The organism is Corynebacterium ulcerans (genome assembly GCF_900187135.1).
Lineage (GTDB): Bacteria > Actinomycetota > Actinomycetes > Mycobacteriales > Mycobacteriaceae > Corynebacterium > Corynebacterium ulcerans.
Window position 1 is genome coordinate 2,392,831 of record NZ_LT906443.1, and the last position, 18,884, is coordinate 2,411,714.

Genomic DNA, 18,884 nt, shown 5'->3' on the forward strand with positions numbered 1-18,884 from the left:
TGTGAGATTACTTACGTCTATTCACACTGTAATAGCTTTTATATAGGCTAACCGGTTTCTCCCCCCAACGACGAAATCCACAGGAAAGTTTTTCGTTCTTAGGAGGAAACTGCTGGAAAGTTCACCGCATAAAGGCCTCTAACTGCGCAATTCTCCTTCGCCATGCGCCCACATTCGGGAGTAAATACCCCCAAACGTGCGGAGTTCTTCGTGGGTTCCTTTCTCCACAATTGTGCCCTTGTCAACAACTAATATCTGGTCGGCCTTTGCTGCCGTCGCAAGGCGGTGCGCGATGACGATGGAGGTTCGGTTGCGAGTAAGGCGTTCCGACGCTTTCAGGATCGTTGCCTCCGACGCCGGATCTAACGTTGCGGTTGCTTCGTCGAGGAGCAAGACGTCAGGCTCGATCATCTCTGCGCGTGCCAGTGCGATGAGCTGACGTTGTCCAGAGGACAAACCTCGCCCTCGTTCTCCTACGCGCGCGTGGAAACCTCCCGTGATGGCGGCAATTGCGGTGAGTGCTCCCACCCGTCGTGCCGCGTCGGTGATCTCTTGTTGTGATGCGTCGGGACGCCCGTATGCGATGTTATCGGCCACTGTTCCTGTAAAGAGATGCGCTTCTTGGGGAACAAAGCCCACTCGTTGCCGCCATTGGGCAAGCGGAAGTTCCCGCAGATCAGTCCCCGAGGAAGAGACGGATCCCCGGGTGGGATCATAAAACCGTTCCACTAATTTGATGGCTGTGGATTTACCTGCTCCGGTCGGCCCGACCACAGCGACTGTGCTTCCTGGCTCAAAGCGAGCATGAAAATTACGTATGACCTCAGTATCTGGCGAGTAGGAGAAAGAGACATCAGAGAACTCGATCGGCCCCGCCGCCGCGACGCGCTGATCCCCTCCTAGCGACACAGATGGTTGTGTCGCTAGGAGGGAGGAGATACGACGAAAACCAACTTGGGCCTGCTGATAAGAATCAAAGACCTGTGACAAGTGCTGGATAGGTGTATAAAGCCTGTCCAGGTAGAGCAGGAAGGCAACAAGTACTCCAGCCTTGATCTGTCCACTCACAACAAGCTGCGTACCTACCGCAAGAACGGTTGCCTGTAAGAGTTCGCTGACCGCATTGATGCCAGGAAAATAGACGGCGACGGCAGCTTGCGCCTGGACGCGGGTGCGTCGATACGCTGCTGCACGACGGGCAAAGCACGCAATGGTGTATTCCTCCATGCCTGCCATCTGGGACGCTTTGAGGCCGTTCATGGCTTCCTGGAACATGGCGTTGACGCTGCTGATTTCCTCGCGTGCCCTGGTGTAGAGGCGTGACGAGATGCGTCGGAAGAAGAACGTGGCGACGGCCACCACCGGCACTCCTACTAACGCGATAAGAAAGAGCGTGACGTTGGTGAATCCCAGTAACACGAGGATCCCTATCAGCGTGGTCAGCGAGACGACAGTCTGCGCCAAACTAGTCTGTAGGAAAGAATTGAGCGCGTCGATGTCGGTGGTCATCCTCGTCATGATGGTTCCCGACATCGTGGTCTCGTAGTAATCCATCCCCAGTTTTTGCAGGTGTGCGTAGGAGCGGACCCTGAGGTGGTACAGAAGCCGTTCTCCCGTACGTGCGGTAAGAATCGTGGTGGCTCTATCTGCACCCCACGCAATAACGACGACCGTGAGACCAATTGCGATGATGTCCCAGAGCACGCTCGCATTACCCTGGGTCACGCCATCGTCGATAGCTCGGCGCACCAGCGTCGGAATAGCAAGGCCCGCGGCAACCCCGACGACATAAAGCCCAATAACAAGGAGGATGAGCATCTGCACCGATCCAAAAAGGTGATGTGCAGACACCTCGCTTAGTTCTTCCGTAGGAGGGGGACCGGGGCTTTCCGACGCCCGCGGCAACGCATCAACTCGAGCAAGCAGCTCCGGGGTCGCTGGCATAGATGCTGCAGCAGATCGGCCCCCTCTGCCTCCTGGCTTAGCCCCTGCTGAGGAAGCAGCAGCGCGAATAGCCGAGGAGCTCATCGTCAAACGTGCATCTGTCTCTGCCGCGGGGACCGGCCACAATGAATCCCAGTGAGGCTCAGCGCCGGAATCAAAGGGAACACTACCCTCCTCGCCGCTTTCGTCCGTAGGAGGGGAGAGATCCATCAAATGCGCAAACTGCGGATCCTCGCGCATGTCCTCCCCATCTCCTACGCGCGTAACCCGGCCATCTTCCACGAGTGCGATGCGATCAGAAAAAGACAGAGTGGAATGGCGATGCGCCACCGTAATAATGGTGGTGTCGGGTAGTTCTGTGCGGATGGCCTGGAAGACTGCGCGTTCTGTAGAAGCGTCGATGGCCGACGTGGCGTCGTCGAGAATGAGCACGCGTGGGCGGGTGGCCAAGGCGCGGGCTATCGCAATGCGCTGTCGTTGCCCACCTGATAGCGTCAGGCCTCGTTCGCCGACAACCTGGTCAATGCCTTGGGGGAGCGCGGAAATGAAATCTTCCGCCTGAGACCATCGAATTGCTTGGAAGATGTCCGCATCGCTTAACCCACGTCCCATGTCGATGTTCTCGCGGATGGTTGCAGAATAGAGGAAAGGTTCGTCAAAGACGCAGCCTATGGCGGCGCGGAGGTCTGAACGGGAAATGGAAGAATAATCCACCCCTCCTACTCGCAGAGATCCGACGGCGGGCCTATAGAAACCTGTGAGTAACTGGACAAGCATCGTTTTACCGGACCCCGGGGGACCGACTAAAGACACCGTTTCTCCGGCAGCCACAGACAAGGAAAAATCTTTGAGAATCCCATCAAAACTAATGGACTCGCACTCTATCCCTAAGGGTCCCTCGGGGACAGCAACGGGGTGATCCGGCTCCGCGACTTCCGGCTTTAAATTAATAACGTCCATCACTCTGTCAAAAGAGCTAAGTCCAAGTTGGACCTGGATCACCATTCCTGCAAGCATGGACACGACTGCGGTCATGGACGTCAGATAAGCGCTGAACGCGAGAAAAGATCCGATAGTGATGTGACCACGCAACGCGAGGAAACCGCCGAGACCAATGCCTAGTACTAGCGCGATGTTGGGGAGCTGTTGGACGAGAGGTTTAAAGCGAGCAGTGAGGCGGGCAGAGCGCATTTGCTCGGAATAAACCCTCCTACTCAGCGCATCTAAGGTGGCGACTTCGCGGTCTTCTTGTGCAAAGGCTTTGACCACGCGAACACCCGTGACAGTTTCTTCTATGTGCGTGGCCAAGTTTGCCATCGATTGTTGTGCTGACCAGGTCGCGGCAAAAAGCGTGGAGCGGGAGCGAAGCGACAACCAAATCAGTGGAGGAATGGATACCACAGCGATAAGCATCAGCCACGGGTTAATCCACGCCAGGATGATTATGGTAAGAGCAATCTTGAGGAAGTGGCCAAGGAGAATGGGAAACATGGCCACCATGGCTTGCACCAGGTTGAGGTCCGAGATGGATCGAGAAACCACTTGCCCGGTGATGAGTTGGTCTTGACGGGGGCCGTCGAGAAGCTGAAGCGAGCGCAGCACATCGATGCGGAGACCGTGCTGGACAGCATTGGACAGAACACCCGCAAAATAACGGCGGCCGAATTGGAATACGTACCGAGATAACGCCACAGCAACCAAAATCCATACGACCGCAGACACAGAGTGTCCTGCGGAGCCCGTAGCTGCATCGACTGCAGAGCCGGCTAGGAGGGGGATGGTGGCGTCGAAAAGCGTAGTAAACACCGTCGAAAGGCTCGCCGCGACCACAACGACGGGTTGACGCCACAACGTGGCTAGGAGAGTGCGGCCAACGTTGGGCGTCATAGGCGTGGGTCCTTTGTGCGCTAGTCCTTCAACGCCGCAGCTGCAATTTCTGTGGGTTCTGGAACTGAATCTTTGCTCGGAGCAGGTGAGCTAAAAGTCGCGGGGAGCGGTCCCAGAGACTCATTGGTGTTATTTACCACTTTGGAAGCAAGTTTGCGATTAGCCACGGTGCCAAGTACCGCTCCTACACCCATGGGCATGATCTTTCCGATCCATGCTGTCCTGAGCCGTTTGGATACCTGGTTAAGAGCCATGCGCAGAAGTTGATTGTTCACTTCTCCCAGGTTGCGAACCGATAAGCGCGAGATTGCGGCGACGGAGTTACCGGCATTGATGGAGGCGTCGGCAAGGGCAGAACCTGAAGAGCCCAGGATCGCTACGAGGATAAGAGCTTTTCGACGTTCAGGATCGCGGATATCGCCGCCGCGCAAGTATGCGGATGCCACAGTGTAAAAAGCAGCTGCGTCGAGGAAAACGAGCGATTCCGCACTCACTGCCACCGCTCCAGTGATAAAACCAATGCCCGGAACAGCGGCTGCGGTTCCCGCACCGGCCCCAGTGCCAGTCGCGAGCCTCATGAAGTGCTTATCCATGAGACGCTGAATCTCTTGGGGACTTGCCTCAGGGTTACGTGAGCGCAGCCAATCTACATAGCCAGTAATAGCCGAGGACTGTAAGTGCACCGCTTTGTCGAGGGTCTTAATGAGGACGCGTCCTGCGGGGCCGGCTTCGCTGGCCAAGGCTTGGGGATCGGAGCCATAAGTATCAGTGATCGGCTGGTCGCTATCCTTACCTCTGAACAGCACCTTATCGGTGACAGAAGTAATGGCTTTGTTCACAATTCCCATTGATTCCAATCCTTACAATATATGGGCGAAATACGGATTAAGTATTCATTGTTTTTAACGACCAGCGCAGCGAGATGTTCCAAAAACTAGGTCACGATATAGCCACAATTGGGACAGAAACCGTTACCTGCACATGAGAGTGGCTACGTATGGCCTGAAAGTACGTCGCTTGCAAACACCATCAGGCAGGCGACTGTGCGTACCGTTCGGCCTCTTCAACTTCTGCCAAACTCGGCTGGATTCCCGTGTATAGAGCGAACTGTTCGGCAGCCTGAAGCGCGACCACCTCGCCGCCGTTGATTACTTGCTTTCCTAGTCGCTGTGCAGCGAGCACTAGAGGGGTCTCAACCGGATAGGCAACGACATCAAAAATAAGGGAGGCGGCACTGATTTCCTCATCAGTGAAAGCTTGTACATCGTGGTCGTCGCCCGTCATCCCCAGCGGTGTCACATTAACTAGCATCTCGCTATCGTGCGGAACACTTTCGGCATAGCTCCATCCGTATTGCTGAGCGAGAGCCTCGCCAGTGACAGGGTTACGCGCGACTACGGTACCCACCATGCCATGATCAGCAAGAGCAGCAACAACAGCATTAGCCATACCGCCAGAGCCTCGGACAGCTACCGACAAACTAGGAGAGACTTCGTGCGAACGCAGCAATGACGCGACCGCCACATAGTCGGTGTTATAGCCGGTAAGAACCCCGTTGTCGTTGACGATGGTATTAACTGCATTGATGCGCTCGGCGGATGGGTGGAGAGAATCAATAAGCGGAATGACATCTTGCTTATACGGCATAGATACACCCGCCCCACGAATATCAAGACCCCGGATACCGGCCACAGCAGCAGTAATATCCAAAGGAGCTATCGCCTTGTACACAAAGTTCAGCCCCAACCGCTCATAAAGCCAGTTGTGGAATCGCACACCGTGGTGAGACGGACGCGCAGCGAGGGAAATACACAGTTTTGTATCGCGGTCGACGTGATTAACCATGTCCCCTACTGTAGAACATATGAGTGCAGCCAGCGCCCAGCGTCTCCGAGTCGATGTTTCCTCCGGAACGATTATGGGAACAACAACCATCGGTGTGGAAGAAGGGACGGGCGTGTTGACATGGCGCGGTGTGCCTTACGGAAAAGCCGAAAGATTCCGTGCACCTCGACCAATGGACTCGTGGACAGGGGAACGCGAATGTGTGGCTTATGGCAACGTCGCTCCGCAACCAACGTACGGTCCCTCGGATAAAATTCGAGGCGACGAAGATTGCCTCAACCTCGATATCGTTCGTCCTGACTCTCCACAGGTGCTCCCCGTAGTTGTCTACCTGCACGGCGGATCGTTCATCGTAGGGTCCTCCCACGAACAACTTCTAAGAGGACACGTCCTCGTCCAATCCATGAACGTTGTCTATGTATCCATCAATTTTCGCTTAGGTGCTTTGGGATACCTCGATATGCGGTCGCTAGGAGACGATTGCGTTGCCAACCCCGCAATATTGGACCAGCTCCTTGCCCTGAAATGGATCCGCCACAACATCGAACGCTTTGGCGGCGACCCCAACAACATCACGCTTATGGGGGAATCCGCAGGCGGAGCAGCAGCGCTGACCCTCATGTGTGTGCCGTCGGCAGCTGGACTCTTTCACCGAGTAATCGCACAATCTCCTCCTATCGCCGCCATACATTCACGCGCCCAGTCCGTCCTATGGGCAAACGAACTTGCTTCGCGACTAGGAGGGGAAAAGACCCTCGCTAGCCTGCGACAGCGACCAGTCGCCGACATCGTGCGCGCCGGGCAATCCATGATGTGGCGAACGAGGGAGCTTTTTTATCTCAATTCTTGTTACGCGCCCACTGTCGACGGAACTACGTTGTTTGCACACCCTCTGGACGTTTTTGCTTCAGGGCAACAACATAAAGTTCCTTTGATCGTCGGAACGAATGTGGACGAAACCTCTTTTGCTAAAGGTTTCTATCTGCGGTCGACGGCACGCGCCCGAGCAGCTGACCGCTTCCTACGCGTTTTCGATCCTCAAGGTGCCGATGCAGTCCTTGCTGCATACGATTACGGGGCACGCCGCAGTGACTTTGCTCGTTTGCTTGCCGACGGCGTCTTCTGGGCGCCCAGCCTGCGGGTAGCAGAGACACATCAACAGGTGGCCGCTACGTGGATGTATCGTTTTGATTTCGCTCCGGCACTTTTACGCTGGTTGGGGTTGGGAGCCATGCACTCGAGCGAGCTCACATCTATTTTCGGGGATACTAGCGCCTCAAGGATGTCAGGTCTTACTGTGTTTACCCCACGTGCAGAAATAGAGGCTCTACGGGATCACATGCAAACGATGTGGGGAAATTTCATACATCAAGGTGACCCCGGAGCTACATGGCCGCAGTACCGTCTTGCCGGAGATCATTTACCAGGGCGCGCCACTATGGTTTTTGACCGAGAAAACCGACTGATCTATGACCCGGAACAGAACTATCGGCAAGCATGGTCCGGATACGATATGACCGAGTGGGGAACTGGCCGGCCTGATCTCTTGCACGCTCTGGGTTTGGACACAGGTCCTACGCGCTTGGGCCCGTTGGAAATAGAAGGAGGAACGCTGTGACGCCATCGGTGAGTAGGAAGGTGGAGGGGGCGATTGACCGAATCTGCGCCGAACACCCTAGGCTCATTCCTTCCGTGACTCCGACAGAACACCAGATCACGTTTTCTGAATTATGCTCGCCATCCACTGTGTGTGACGCATTAACTGCAGCTAAAGACATTTTTACGCTTACAACACCCAAGCACTGTGGGCAGCTATGGCTTTATACATTGATGGGGGACATAGTGGCCCCTTCAGTGATGATGATGGTGTCTACAGGCATGGCGGTGAACTTGGAACCAGATAGTGGCATTCTTTTTCGCCGTGATGACCCGGAGTTTGCACCGGGCTATTGGTATGGGTGGCGCCCTCAGACATGTACGGAAAGTTATCGCGCGGCGGGTGCAGCGCTAGGAAAAGCGGTAGCTCCGCTCGTCGACACGCTGTGTCAGCGCGCCGAGCTACGTCCGGCGCCTTTGTGGGCGGTGATTGCTGACGGTCTGATACAACCAGCTATGACTGTGGGAAACGATGAACTGGAAACACGTCGTGCGGTGGCCATAGCTACGGAATTAGTAGCGGGACTCAGCGAGGGGGCAGGAGTTGTTGTCCCGGCTGTGCGAATAGAACAGATTGTGGATAGTCAGATCTGCTCGCTAGGAGAGGAAGAGCCAGAGTATCTGGTAGCCCACAGAAGTTCCTGTTGCATGATCTTTCATTCTCCCATCGCAGGGATGTGTACCTCGTGTCCACACCACAACAAAAACGAGAGAGAAGCTGCTCTGGTCGCTGCAGCGGAATTCTTTAGCTAGGCTTGGAGCAAGTTCAGAAAGGTGGACCAATACATGAGCTTTTTCGAGGATATTGCTGCGGCCCTAGACAAAGAGGGTTTGGAGTCTCGAGTACATGACGACGTCATGTTTGTACCAATTACCTCCGATCTGGAGATTCAGTTCGTTGAGATTGATCCGCTAATGCCAGCAGCCAACGTGTATATTGCTGCAGCGGATGTTGATGAGGACGATGAGAACTTTGAAGCGGCTCTTGTCTCTGTTGTCTTTTCCGTCAAGGACGCCGTAAAAACTGTGGCTGAGCATGTTGCTACCGATCAGATCGTTACTGTTTTGCGTGATCTGCTCGATGCAACAGATGAGCGTATTGAGGACCTTGACTTCTTCCAAAATCCTCAAAACCCCCACATGGTTCATGCGGAAGTCGCTGCAAATTCTGAGCTTCAGGTGGTTGTTGAAGTCGTTGACGGCGAGCCGACAGCCATGGTGACATTCGTTGCCTTCGGCGAGAGCTTTGATGAGCTCGTAGACCAAGCCATCGAAGAGCTGTGGAGCCCGAATGGCGAAGATGCTTTGTCCGAGGAAGACCACGAGCGTCTCTTTTTCGACGTTGCTGCTGAACTAACTGAAGAAGCTAGCGAAATACTCGAGTTGGGTACATTCACCGACTTTGACAAGCTTTTCGACGTTCTTAGCCTTGCTGCCGATCAAGCCGATGATTGGGAAGAACAATTGGTACCACTCGATGACGAAGAAGCGGACAGCGTAGATGTGTATGACATTTTTACGGAAGAAGACGATGAAGAATTTGATCTCGACGACTCCGACGCTGCCGACGACTAATCGGGATACCGTTTCCTTTCCTAGCAAATAGTTGCAGGGGAATAGCTATCTACGCTGCTTTCGACTCGCCTTGAAATATGGAGGCGGGAGAAAGCATCGGTTGAAAGTCGCCGTCAACGATCCATAGGAAAGTGGGAGCTGCTTTTTCAGTGAGTTCATGCACACATGCAATGCATTCGGGTGGGATAATGGCTCGAATCCACCCCTCTGCAACCTCGGGCGGAACAAGAAAACCCTGCGGGTTGGTAATACGTACCTGAACCAGATATGCAGGAGATTTTGGTGCGCCATAGCTCTGCAAAAGGTCGCGTGCTCGTGGTCCTACGCGGTGACGCGTGACTGCTATATTAAGTTCTTTCTCTTCCAGGGGGCTGGTGGCCTTGGTTGCTCCGGCACCGATGGCCTTGATCGAAGGCGGCCTCCAGGAAGGTAATGATCGAGCTAGAGACCGCGGGTGTCGGATAGTGCTACGGATGGCGGCTAGCGTCTCGGGGTGGGAATGCCTTATATGCACTGCTCGCTGTTCGGCGGAGTAACGAGACGTTGAAATCGATGCGGGGATCATACGAAGGCGGGGGAGTTTCATGTGGGCAACATTATTAAGGTGTGGGAACATCATAACTCGCAAGATAGCACACCTGTTCTAATTTTGAATAGGGGGTATTCGCTTTTATTTTCCTTGAGTGAAGAATATTGTTTTCTCCGCTCTCTCCTAGGCTCGGAAGCGTGGCAGCGGTAAGTAATCGAGTAATGACAAGGTCTTGCTGAACATGGAAGGGCGTGTGACAACACAAATAACGATGCTTGACAAGGTCTCAAAGCTTAAACAAATGAAAGGAAAGACATACGGATCACACGGGGAAAACCTATTCGGGGGAAAAACTAAAAAAGTGATTGACGGGTGATTGCGCCGGCGGTAACTCTGGAGATAGAACAGTCGCTTAGCGAAAGGGGGGATCCTCATGTCAGGAGGTAGTTCTGACCGCTGCGAGGTCCTTACTTTTTCACAGGGTCGTTATAAAGCAGAGATAAACACCTTTGGCGGTGGGATTAAGTCTTTGTCTTTTGACAACAAGCCCCTTACTGAGACCTATTCCGATAGTGATAACCCTCCGTTGTCTTCCGGGGTTGTCTTAGCACCGTGGCCAAACAGAACAGCTGACGGAGCTTTCGTTTATGCGGGACAACGGTATCAATTAGAGCTCACTGAGCCGGCGCGTAATAACGCTATACATGGGCTTGTTCATAATCGATTATGGACTATAGCGAAGCATTCGCAGGACGGCGCAGTGCTAAAAATTTCGCTTGGAACGGGCCAAGGCTGGCCTTGGCCCGTGGAGATAGAAGCAGAGTATCTGTTAAAAGATGATGGATTACATGCGCATTTTAGAGCGTTCGGAACTGGTCCATTTGGGTGGGGATGGCACACATATCTTTCTCCGCTAGGGGAGGAAGTAGACCGTGCAGTGCTCACCCTAGGCGTGGATCAAGAACTTCCGCTTGGAGAGCGCAATCTTCCTGTTGGAGAACGTACATCACTATCGCTTCCTTTAGGTACCGGGGTGCCCATTGCCGGTCACCTTTTGGATAACTGCTATTACGCATCCAGTGGTCCTGTTCGCGCAACCGTTGCGGTTGATGGGCGTGGCGTAGTCATGGAATGCAGCGATAATGTGCGCTGGTTTCAAGTGTTTACCCCTGATTCTGCCTGGGGGATGCCCTATCCCGGACGAGATCGGGCAATTGCCATTGAACCAATGACGGCTCCGCCCAATGCTTTGAATACAGGTATTAATTCCATCGACGTGCATGAGCATTTTGAGTGCTCGGTGCGAATTTCAGCTTTATAAAATTCTTCCCTCATTTACTACGAACAAAGGATACCCATTATGGAATCCGCATTGAGACTAGACGCGAGTTGGGTCGACTACTCCCTCGTAGCGATGTACTTCGTTTTCGTCCTAGGCATTGGTTGGGCCGCAAAGGCTCGAGTTTCCTCTTCCATCGATTTCTTCCTTTCTGGCCGGGGGTTACCGGCATGGGTGACAGGTCTAGCTTTTGTCTCCGCCAACCTGGGAGCGGTTGAGATTATTGGTATGTCTGCCAACGGTGTCCAGTACGGATTCCAGACCATGCACTACTTCTGGATCGGCGCTGTTCCCGCGATGGTGTTCCTAGGCATTGTGATGATGCCGTTCTACTACGGTTCAAAAGTTCGTTCTGTCCCTGAGTTTATGAGGCGTCGTTTTGGCGATGCTGCGCACCTTGTCAATGCGTTGTCGTTTGCTCTTGCTCAGCTACTGATCGCTGGCGTAAACCTCTTCTTACTAGCAAAGGTGGTTAATGCATTACTTGGCTGGCCGTTATGGGTAGCGCTTGTGCTTGCAGCTGTGATCGTACTGTCCTACATCACTTTGGGAGGCCTATCTGCGGCAATTTATAACGAGGTTCTTCAGTTCTTTGTTATTTTGGCTATGCTTCTTCCGATCACGATCATTGGGATGAATCGCGTTGGTGGTTGGCAGGGCCTTAAAGGACTGATTACTGCGGAAACACACTTCCATACATGGCCCGGTGTAGAAATCTCAGGATTCCACAATCCGATTATTTCAGTTTTAGGTATTACGTTTGGTCTGGGTTTCGTTCTTTCCTTTGGCTATTGGACGACCAACTTCGTAGAAGTGCAACGCGCGATGGCATCAGAATCTCTTTCGGCTTCTCGCAAGACTCCGATCATCGGAGCTTTCCCCAAGATGTTTATCCCATTCCTAGTGGTCTTGCCCGGAATGGTTGCTTCTGTGACAGTTGCAGAACTAATGGGAGACACTCCCGCGGGTAAGCCTAACGACGCCATCTTGTACCTGATGCGTGATCTCTTACCTAACGGTCTTCTTGGCGTTGCGATCGCAGGTTTGTTGGCCTCGTTTATGGCAGGCATGGCAGCAAATATTTCTGCATTTAATACTGTTATCTCGTATGACATCTGGCAGACCTATGTGATTAAAGATAGAGAAGACGACTACTACCTCAAATTCGGTCGGCTTGCCACGGTGGCAGCAACATTGATTGCCGTGTTTACTGCGCTTCTTGCACAGAACTTTGGCAACATCATGGACTACCTACAAACCCTCTTCGGATTCTTTAACGCCCCATTGTTTGCCACTTTTATATTGGGAATGTTCTGGAAGCGTATGACTCCTCACGCTGGTTGGTCGGGATTAGTGGCAGGAACGGCATCTGCAATCATCTATTGGTATCTGGCTACATTTACCGATTCCACCGCCACACTTTTCAATCTTCCGGGTCAAGGAACCGCCTTTGTAGCAGCAGGCATCGCCTTTGTGATGGACATACTCGTATCCGTTATCGTCACATCCTTTACTCAGCCTAAACCGGACGCTGAGCTCGTGGGATTTGTAAAGTCGGTCACTCCAAAGGACCACTTCCAGGATGATTCGGAAGAAAACCAACCATGGTATCGCCGTACTGTTCCTTTGGGAATAGTCTGTTTAGTCCTTGTTGTTGCCCTCAACGTCGTCTTCGCGTAGTGCTGCGAACAAAATAGCTTAAGGAGAATTCAATGTCACAGAATACTTCGACTCCGCGTACGCCGAAGGCAACGAGTCAACATCTCGCCGGAGCTTTTGATATCCGTAACGTTATTGGTGCTCTTATTGGCCTTTATGGGCTTATCCTCGTCATATGTAGCTTTGCTCTCGACCCAGGTATTAACCCGGATACTGGCGTGGCAAAGAGTTCCCAAGACAACTTATGGTCAGGTCTGGCCATGCTTCTTGTCGGGGCTATTTTCTTCCTATGGGCGAAGCTGCGTCCGATTGTTATTGATGAAACAAAAATAGATGAGTCGGCTCTTCCCGGTGGTCATTAATGAACATCATTGAGTCCAAGCTTGCCGACGGCCGCGACATCATTTATTACGATGACCACGAGGTACGCACTGGCGAACGGGTTCTGCACGATCCCCGTGACCTCCCCGTGGCACAGCCCTTGTCTGAGATACGTCGGGATCCTTTGACCGGAAAATGGGTGGCATATGCAGCTCATCGGATGAATCGCACTTTCATGCCTCCGGCTCATGAGAATCCGCTGGCCCCCTCGCTGCCGGGAGAAAATCCCACAGAAATTCCTTCCCCTACCTATGATGTCGTTGTCTTTGAGAATAGGTTTCCTTCTTTCTCTATGAATATCGAAGTGGGGGAGGACTGGGAGTATTCCGTTGACGGGATCGATATTTTCCCACGAAAACCAGCGCTTGCGCGTTGTGAGGTTGTTTGTTTTACAGAGGACGCGAACACATCATTCAAAGATTTACCGGTTAAACGGATCCGGACAGTCATAGATGTGTGGGCACATCGAACAGCGGCTTTATCTGCTTTGCCGACGGTTAAACAAGTTTTCCCCTTTGAAAATAGGGGAGAAGAGATAGGCGTGACGCTGCAGCATCCCCATGGGCAAATTTATTCGTATCCATTTTTGAGCCCGCGTGTTGCAGCAATAACGGAACAAGCACGTGATTTTGCCGGTAAGAACCCCGGCAAAGAGCTTTTCGCAGAAATTCTTTCCGCTGAAAGGGCGGCCCAGACTCGGATTATCACGGAAACGGAATATTTCACGGCTTTTGTTCCTGCAGCAGCTCAATGGCCTGTGGAGGTTATGGTGTGGCCTAACCGGCATGTAGCTGATTTTACTGAGCTAACAAGTGTGGAACGTGACGATCTAGCTGTGTTGCTTAAGCGGTTGTACGAGTCTATCGACAGGTTTTTTGATGGAGTAGAAAAGACTCCATATATCGCTGGGTGGAATCAAGCGCCGGTAGATCCCGGTCAACGCAGCTTAGTCCGCTTGCATCTACAACTATTTTCTTTGATGCGGTCCCCGCACCGCATGAAATTTTTAGCTGGCAGTGAGTCGAGTCAGGGTGTATGGATTAACGACACCACGCCAGAACGAATCGCCGAAAGATTCAGAGAGGTTTGGGATTAAATGTCAGAGCTACGTTGGGTCCAGACTCGAAGTCCGGAACATATTGCTCAAGATGCAAGACAATTGTTCCGGACGCATTACCACTACGATCCTGCAGGAGTATGGGGAGCGCCAGGGCGCGTCAACGTGATTGGCGACCATGTGGATTACGCGGGAGGTATTTCTATCCCCTTCGCACTGGAGCAGCTTACTGCTGTTGCGATGTCTCCGAACACCACCGGAATGTTTAACCTGGTGTCTTTGGCACCAAACGGAGAAACATTCACCAAAATTGTCAGCGTTGATGCAGTAGGCCCACTCAACCCTAACGATTGGGCCGGTTACGTTGTGGGCGCCATATGGGCTGGCACCGAGTCGGGTGTTATCCACAAAACTCAGGGATATGACATAGCTATCGTTTCCGACGTTCCCTTGGGTTCGGGGCTTTCTTCTTCGGCGGCTTTGGAATGTTCCACCGCAGTAGGTGCGTTTGAACTCGCTAACGGCAGGCCTCCTAGTCATGAGGAGTTGCCACAGCTTGTCGACGCCTGTGTGAGGGCCGAGAACGATGTTGTTGGGGCATCGACCGGAGGCCTGGATCAGCGCTCTAGTTTGTTTGGTCAGCAGGGCAAGGCGCTTGTGATTGATTTCCGTTCAGGGATAACCACGCCAGTGCCCTTTGATTTAGCGTCCAAAGGGCTAGCCCTTTTGATTGCAGATACCAACGCGCCACACACGCTTAATGATGGACAGTATGCGTCCAGACGTGGCCTGATCGACACCGTGACTGCCGCGTTGGGCGGTGCCGGCGAGACACTGCGCGATATTAGTGATGCCCCTACTCGGGCGCGTCAGTGGGCAGAAGACAACGGTTTAAATGGTGAGGAAGCATACCGGCGTGTCAATCATGTTGTGGAGGAAACTCTACGCGCACAGCAGGCTGCCGCCGCTCTTGAAGAAGAAGATATGGATGCTTTCCGCCGCTTGATGCAGGAGTCGCATGAGTCTCTCAGGGATCAGTATGAAGTAGTCACTGAGGAGCTGGAATCTGCGTTCCAAGCAGCTGGGTGTTACGGATCACGTATGACTGGTGGGGGATTCGGTGGCAGTGTTATTTCCCTTGTGGACGCGGACAAAGTTACCGAGACCGCAGAACAGATAGCAAAAGCTGCTTGTCAGCGCAGCTTTCCCTCTCCTACCTTCCTTATTGCTCGGCCAGGTGAAGGGGCTAGGAGGCTGCTATGAGCAAGGAAAGGAAGGTGGCCGGGGCTGGTTAGAGCCCCCCTCAAGTTAGGAAAACTTTTAAAAAAGACAAAGATTGTGGGAGGTATTTATCTAATTATGAACTTAAGTGACAGTGGTCGCATCTGGCGAAATCGGCTATAGTTATCACCTTTGGGCGTATAACTAGGAAAATCGTGCTGCGTAGCGTAAGTTTAACTGAGCAATGAGCATTACCGATGACGCCACCGGCGGCGCTAACGAGCCGGATGAGAAGATTTTGTCGGAATCTCAGGACAATTCGCAGGTAGACGAAGGCGGCATCACACTTGATGATGTTATTGCCGATGTAGACGACTCCAGGGTTGCGAACACTTCTGAGGACACCGGCTCCGCACAAGAAGCGGACAGTGACAGTAACGATGGCTTTGAGGCTTTGGGCCTCCCAGACGCAATCCTTAAGGCAGTCGCCAAGGTTGGCTTTGAAACGCCGTCGCCTATTCAAGCGCAGACCATCCCAGTCCTCATGGAGGGACACGATGTGATGGGTCTGGCACAGACGGGTACGGGTAAGACCGCTGCGTTTGCCCTCCCGATCCTTTCCCGTATCAATGTGAAGAAGCGCCACCCGCAGGCGCTGGTCCTTGCTCCTACTCGTGAGCTTGCACTTCAGGTTGCTGACTCTTTCCAATCATTTGCAGACCACCTCGGTGACATTCATGTCCTACCGATTTACGGTGGGCAAGCATATGGTATTCAGCTGTCAGGCCTCCGTCGTGGTGCGCAGATTATCGTGGGTACTCCAGGTCGTGTTATTGACCACCTGGAAAAGGGATCACTCGATATTTCCAACCTGAACTATCTCGTTCTTGACGAGGCAGATGAGATGCTCAGCATGGGCTTCCAGGAAGATATTGAGCGCATTCTTGAGGACACTCCTGCTGACAAGCAGGTTGCTCTGTTCTCCGCAACGATGCCTAATGGCATCCGCCGTTTGAGCAAGCAGTACATGAAGGATCCTCGCGAGATTCAGGTGAAGTCCGAGACCCGGACCAACACCAACATCACGCAGCGATTCCTGAACGTTGCTCACCGCAACAAGCTAGATGCTTTGACTCGTATCCTTGAGGTTACAGAGTTTGAAGCCATGATCATGTTCGTGCGTACAAAGCACGAAACTGAAGAGGTCGCAGAGAAGCTGCGAGCTCGTGGTTTCTCTGCCGCTGCCATCAATGGTGACATCGCGCAGGCACAGCGTGAACGTACTGTGGACCAGCTTAAAGATGGTCGACTAGACATTCTTGTGGCTACAGACGTAGCAGCGCGTGGTCTAGATGTTGAGCGTATTACTCACGTGTTCAACTACGACATTCCTAATGACACTGAGTCTTATGTTCACCGTATCGGACGTACTGGCCGTGCCGGACGTAGCGGTGAGGCGATTCTCTTTGTTACCCCACGCGAGCGTCGTATGCTGCGTTCCATCGAGCGCGCTACTAACGCAGAGCTCATCGAAATGGATCTTCCTACGGTCGATGAGGTCAACGAGTCCCGTAAAGCAAAGTTTGCAGACTCGATTACGGAATCGCTAGAAGATTCCCAGGTTGCGATTTTCCGGAATCTGATCAAGTCCTACGCAGAAGAGCATGACACTCCGCTCGAAGACATTGCTGCTGCTTTGGCTACTCAGGCCCGTGCTGGTAGTGAGTTCTTGATGAAGGAACCGCCACCAGAGAAGCGTCGTGAGCGTCGTGATCGCTTTGACCGTGATGATCGTCGTGGTGACCGCCGCGATCGCGGTGAGCGTCGTGACCGCGGTGACCGTGGCTCTCGCTTTGAGCGTTCCGGCGATATGGCTGTGTACCGCCTTGCGGTGGGCAAGCGTCAGCACGTTCGACCAGGTGCTATCGTTGGTGCACTGGCAAACGAGGGTGGACTCAGCAACAAGGACTTTGGCCGTATCACCATTGCTGTGGATCACACTTTGGTGGAGCTTCCTAAGGGGCTTCCACAATCCGTCTTTGATAATCTGCGCGACACCCGTATCTCGGGTCAGCTGATTAACATCGAGAAGGACAACGGACGTCCGGGCCGTCGCGATGACTACCGTGGTGGCGACGACCGTCGCGGTGGAGATCGCAGAGACGACCGTCGTGGTGGCTACCGTCGTGATCGCAGGGACGACCGCCGTGATGATCGTCGTGGCGACCGTCGTGATCGCGGTGATCGTCGTGACCGCTACCGCGGCTAGGATAGACGTTTAAGGTCTAGTACAAATAGGAGGGTACGGAATATAGTTCCGTACCCTCCTATTGTCTTACATATCGGAGCTTCCGCTATGAACAGAAACTTCCTAGCCGTGCTTTTTGTGGTGACTACGTTGGTTATCCTTGGTGTTTTTATGGTATGGCTTGTGAAAAATGACTTGCTAGAGCAAGCGCTGAAAAACCAGGAATCGCCTGTGACCATTGATGTTCATGACACTTTTGGCGATGAATGGCAATATCTTGCTGCTGTCTGCCCTGGTGATACCCGAGAAGCTGCGGAGAAAAGGCTAGGGCTTCCTTCCCTGGATACTCCGGAAAAAGGTCCTGAACTAGGTGACAATTACCTCGTGCTGCTCGACGGCAAGGGCGCATATGAGTCTAAAAAGTATCACCGCGCCGCCATTGATTTGTGCAACCGAAAAGTCGAACCTGCTTCCCACGCTACCTTCGCTAGGAAGGGGGAGGGGTGGGAATTAGCGGCCACTCACTAACTCTGCGCCTTCCTCAACTGCGTAAGGCGTATGATTACCCACATGATTGCTGATGTGACACCATACAGACATTTCCGCGGACAAGCGAAGGAAGCTCTCGAATTTTATCGAGATGTTTTTGGCCTTGACCTAACACTGATGACCTACGGCGAATCTGGTTTCGCAGAGCAAGCAGGCGGCAGCGAATGGTCCAGCGACTGGATCATGCACGGTGAGCTTCGCGACGCCGGCAGGAAAGTGCTTTTCGGCGCAGATGTGCCCCCAGAGCGCGAGCTCGTCGCGGGTGACGATACTGTCGTCGCACTTACCGGAGGCGCTGACGCCCGCACCGAGATTGAGGGTCAATGGGAGGCGCTTTCGCAGGGCGCCGAGATCCATATGCCGCTAGAAACCGCTCCGTGGGGAGCATCCTTTGGACAGCTGCGCGACCGCTTTGGCACGTTGTGGATGTTTAATATCGATGGATAAAAGATAAGAAGGCGGGTCTCACATGAGCTCATGTGAGACCCGCCTTCTTATGCGTTGTGTTTAAAGAACCATTAAGACGGCGATAATGACCCATAGTAGGGAGAAAATTCCGCCGAACATGGAGAGCTGGCCTTTAGCCTTATTCCAGTCTGCGACTTCAAAATTTCCAGCTTCAAGTTCGTCGGCTTCAAGGAGCCCGAGAGCACCAGCGAGTTTCTTTTGACGAGGCATAATAAGGAAAATCAAGACAGCCCAAGCGACGACCGCCAGGGCAATTGATGCATGGAAGCGTCCATCTGCCCAGTAGCTATCGTTGGTGAACATCACGGCGAAACCGATCAGCGGAACCAACAACGAGAGCATGCCGTAGGTTTGCGTGATCTTATAGAGTGTTAGCGCAGATCCTTGAGCCGTAGCGTTTCCGTTGTGAGCTTCTACAGCACGAGACTGGAAAGAAGAAACTGCGACAGTAACAGGGCCGAGGAAGAGAACGGCCGTGAGCACGTGGAGAATAATTAGTAGAGTTCCCACTGGAAGCCTTTCGCAA

16 protein-coding genes are annotated in these 18,884 nt (G+C 53.1%); 11 read left to right on the top strand and 5 right to left on the bottom strand.

The features are described 5' to 3' along the window. Window positions 1–138: 138 nt before the first annotated feature. The 3 genes from CKV68_RS10905 to CKV68_RS10915 form a co-directional block, all read right to left on the bottom strand. Complete coding sequence (locus CKV68_RS10905) at window positions 139–3,831, bottom strand: ABC transporter ATP-binding protein (RefSeq protein WP_095076187.1); 3,693 nt, start codon at window positions 3,829–3,831, stop codon at window positions 139–141. Window positions 3,832–3,851: 20 nt separating this feature from the next. Next, window positions 3,852–4,679 (bottom strand): membrane protein, encoded by an 828-nt coding sequence (locus CKV68_RS10910; RefSeq protein WP_013911230.1) that lies wholly within the window; start codon window positions 4,677–4,679, stop codon window positions 3,852–3,854. A 181-nt stretch (window positions 4,680–4,860) separates the two neighbouring features. Further along, window positions 4,861–5,676 carry a shikimate 5-dehydrogenase gene (locus CKV68_RS10915; protein WP_095076188.1) on the bottom strand — a complete coding sequence of 272 codons (816 nt, stop codon included), beginning with the start codon at window positions 5,674–5,676 and terminating at the stop codon, window positions 4,861–4,863. On the opposite strand from CKV68_RS10915, the gene CKV68_RS10920 reads away from it, so the two are divergent. From CKV68_RS10920 to CKV68_RS10930, 3 genes are read left to right on the top strand one after another with little or no spacing between them, the layout of a single operon-like run. Next, window positions 5,675–7,294 carry a carboxylesterase/lipase family protein gene (locus CKV68_RS10920; protein ID WP_013911232.1) on the top strand — a complete coding sequence of 540 codons (1,620 nt, stop codon included), beginning with the start codon at window positions 5,675–5,677 and terminating at the stop codon, window positions 7,292–7,294. The two genes, CKV68_RS10915 and CKV68_RS10920, sit on opposite strands and share 2 nt — an antisense overlap. After that, window positions 7,291–8,085, top strand: a complete 795-nt coding sequence (locus tag CKV68_RS10925) for a (2Fe-2S)-binding protein (RefSeq protein ID WP_095076189.1) — start codon at window positions 7,291–7,293, stop codon at window positions 8,083–8,085. Before CKV68_RS10920 ends, CKV68_RS10925 begins: the two co-directional genes overlap by 4 nt. 33 nt (window positions 8,086–8,118) lie before the next feature. Then, a complete protein-coding gene (locus CKV68_RS10930; RefSeq protein ID WP_013911234.1) occupies window positions 8,119–8,907 on the top strand; it encodes a hypothetical protein in 789 nt (262 codons plus the stop codon). 49 nt (window positions 8,908–8,956) lie between these two features. On the opposite strand, the gene CKV68_RS10935 is transcribed toward CKV68_RS10930, so the two are convergent. Continuing rightward, entirely contained in the window at window positions 8,957–9,526 is a 570-nt protein-coding gene (locus CKV68_RS10935; RefSeq protein ID WP_095076190.1) for a hypothetical protein, read from the bottom strand. Window positions 9,527–9,869: 343 nt separating this feature from the next. Between CKV68_RS10935 and CKV68_RS10940 the strand changes: the two genes are divergently transcribed. From CKV68_RS10940 to CKV68_RS10975, 8 genes are all read left to right on the top strand, one after another. Further along, the gene (locus CKV68_RS10940) at window positions 9,870–10,757 is read left to right on the top strand and encodes an aldose epimerase family protein (RefSeq protein ID WP_095076191.1); all 888 of its coding nucleotides are present in this window, start codon (window positions 9,870–9,872) and stop codon (window positions 10,755–10,757) included. A 39-nt stretch (window positions 10,758–10,796) separates the two neighbouring features. Then, a complete protein-coding gene (locus CKV68_RS10945) occupies window positions 10,797–12,455 on the top strand; it encodes a sodium:solute symporter family protein (RefSeq protein WP_095076192.1) in 1,659 nt (552 codons plus the stop codon). A gap of 32 nt (window positions 12,456–12,487) precedes the next feature. Further along, on the top strand, window positions 12,488–12,796 hold the full coding sequence (locus CKV68_RS10950) for an LPXTG cell wall anchor domain-containing protein (protein ID WP_013911238.1): 309 nt from the start codon (window positions 12,488–12,490) through the stop codon (window positions 12,794–12,796). After that, window positions 12,796–13,911, top strand: a complete 1,116-nt coding sequence (gene galT, locus CKV68_RS10955) for a galactose-1-phosphate uridylyltransferase (RefSeq protein ID WP_038618132.1) — start codon at window positions 12,796–12,798, stop codon at window positions 13,909–13,911. Before CKV68_RS10950 ends, galT begins: the two co-directional genes overlap by 1 nt. Next, window positions 13,912–15,135 carry a galactokinase gene (gene galK / locus CKV68_RS10960; protein ID WP_095076193.1) on the top strand — a complete coding sequence of 408 codons (1,224 nt, stop codon included), beginning with the start codon at window positions 13,912–13,914 and terminating at the stop codon, window positions 15,133–15,135. Window positions 15,136–15,337: 202 nt separating this feature from the next. Continuing rightward, window positions 15,338–17,362, top strand: a complete 2,025-nt coding sequence (locus CKV68_RS10965; RefSeq protein WP_013911241.1) for a DEAD/DEAH box helicase — start codon at window positions 15,338–15,340, stop codon at window positions 17,360–17,362. 87 nt (window positions 17,363–17,449) lie between these two features. Continuing rightward, on the top strand, window positions 17,450–17,869 hold the full coding sequence (locus tag CKV68_RS10970; protein WP_013911242.1) for a hypothetical protein: 420 nt from the start codon (window positions 17,450–17,452) through the stop codon (window positions 17,867–17,869). A gap of 42 nt (window positions 17,870–17,911) precedes the next feature. Further along, window positions 17,912–18,337, top strand: a complete 426-nt coding sequence (locus CKV68_RS10975; RefSeq protein WP_014836225.1) for a VOC family protein — start codon at window positions 17,912–17,914, stop codon at window positions 18,335–18,337. 60 nt (window positions 18,338–18,397) lie between these two features. Here CKV68_RS10975 and CKV68_RS10980 read toward each other — a convergent pair whose 3' ends face one another. Beyond that, a complete protein-coding gene (locus CKV68_RS10980; RefSeq protein ID WP_014525605.1) occupies window positions 18,398–18,868 on the bottom strand; it encodes a hypothetical protein in 471 nt (156 codons plus the stop codon). Window positions 18,869–18,884 lie beyond the last annotated feature (16 nt).

Coding starts and splice junctions, on each gene's coding strand:
- CKV68_RS10905 (WP_095076187.1), bottom strand. CDS start 3,831: ATGACGCCCAACGTTGGCCGCACTCTCCTAGCCACGTTGTGGCGTCAA.
- CKV68_RS10910 (WP_013911230.1), bottom strand. CDS start 4,679: ATGGGAATTGTGAACAAAGCCATTACTTCTGTCACCGATAAGGTGCTG.
- CKV68_RS10920 (WP_013911232.1), top strand. CDS start 5,675: ATGTCCCCTACTGTAGAACATATGAGTGCAGCCAGCGCCCAGCGTCTC.
- CKV68_RS10915 (WP_095076188.1), bottom strand. CDS start 5,676: ATGGTTAATCACGTCGACCGCGATACAAAACTGTGTATTTCCCTCGCT.
- CKV68_RS10930 (WP_013911234.1), top strand. CDS start 8,119: ATGAGCTTTTTCGAGGATATTGCTGCGGCCCTAGACAAAGAGGGTTTG.
- CKV68_RS10935 (WP_095076190.1), bottom strand. CDS start 9,526: ATGATGTTCCCACACCTTAATAATGTTGCCCACATGAAACTCCCCCGC.
- CKV68_RS10940 (WP_095076191.1), top strand. CDS start 9,870: ATGTCAGGAGGTAGTTCTGACCGCTGCGAGGTCCTTACTTTTTCACAG.
- CKV68_RS10945 (WP_095076192.1), top strand. CDS start 10,797: ATGGAATCCGCATTGAGACTAGACGCGAGTTGGGTCGACTACTCCCTC.
- CKV68_RS10950 (WP_013911238.1), top strand. CDS start 12,488: ATGTCACAGAATACTTCGACTCCGCGTACGCCGAAGGCAACGAGTCAA.
- galT (WP_038618132.1), top strand. CDS start 12,796: ATGAACATCATTGAGTCCAAGCTTGCCGACGGCCGCGACATCATTTAT.
- galK (WP_095076193.1), top strand. CDS start 13,912: ATGTCAGAGCTACGTTGGGTCCAGACTCGAAGTCCGGAACATATTGCT.
- CKV68_RS10965 (WP_013911241.1), top strand. CDS start 15,338: ATGAGCATTACCGATGACGCCACCGGCGGCGCTAACGAGCCGGATGAG.
- CKV68_RS10970 (WP_013911242.1), top strand. CDS start 17,450: ATGAACAGAAACTTCCTAGCCGTGCTTTTTGTGGTGACTACGTTGGTT.
- CKV68_RS10975 (WP_014836225.1), top strand. CDS start 17,912: ATGATTGCTGATGTGACACCATACAGACATTTCCGCGGACAAGCGAAG.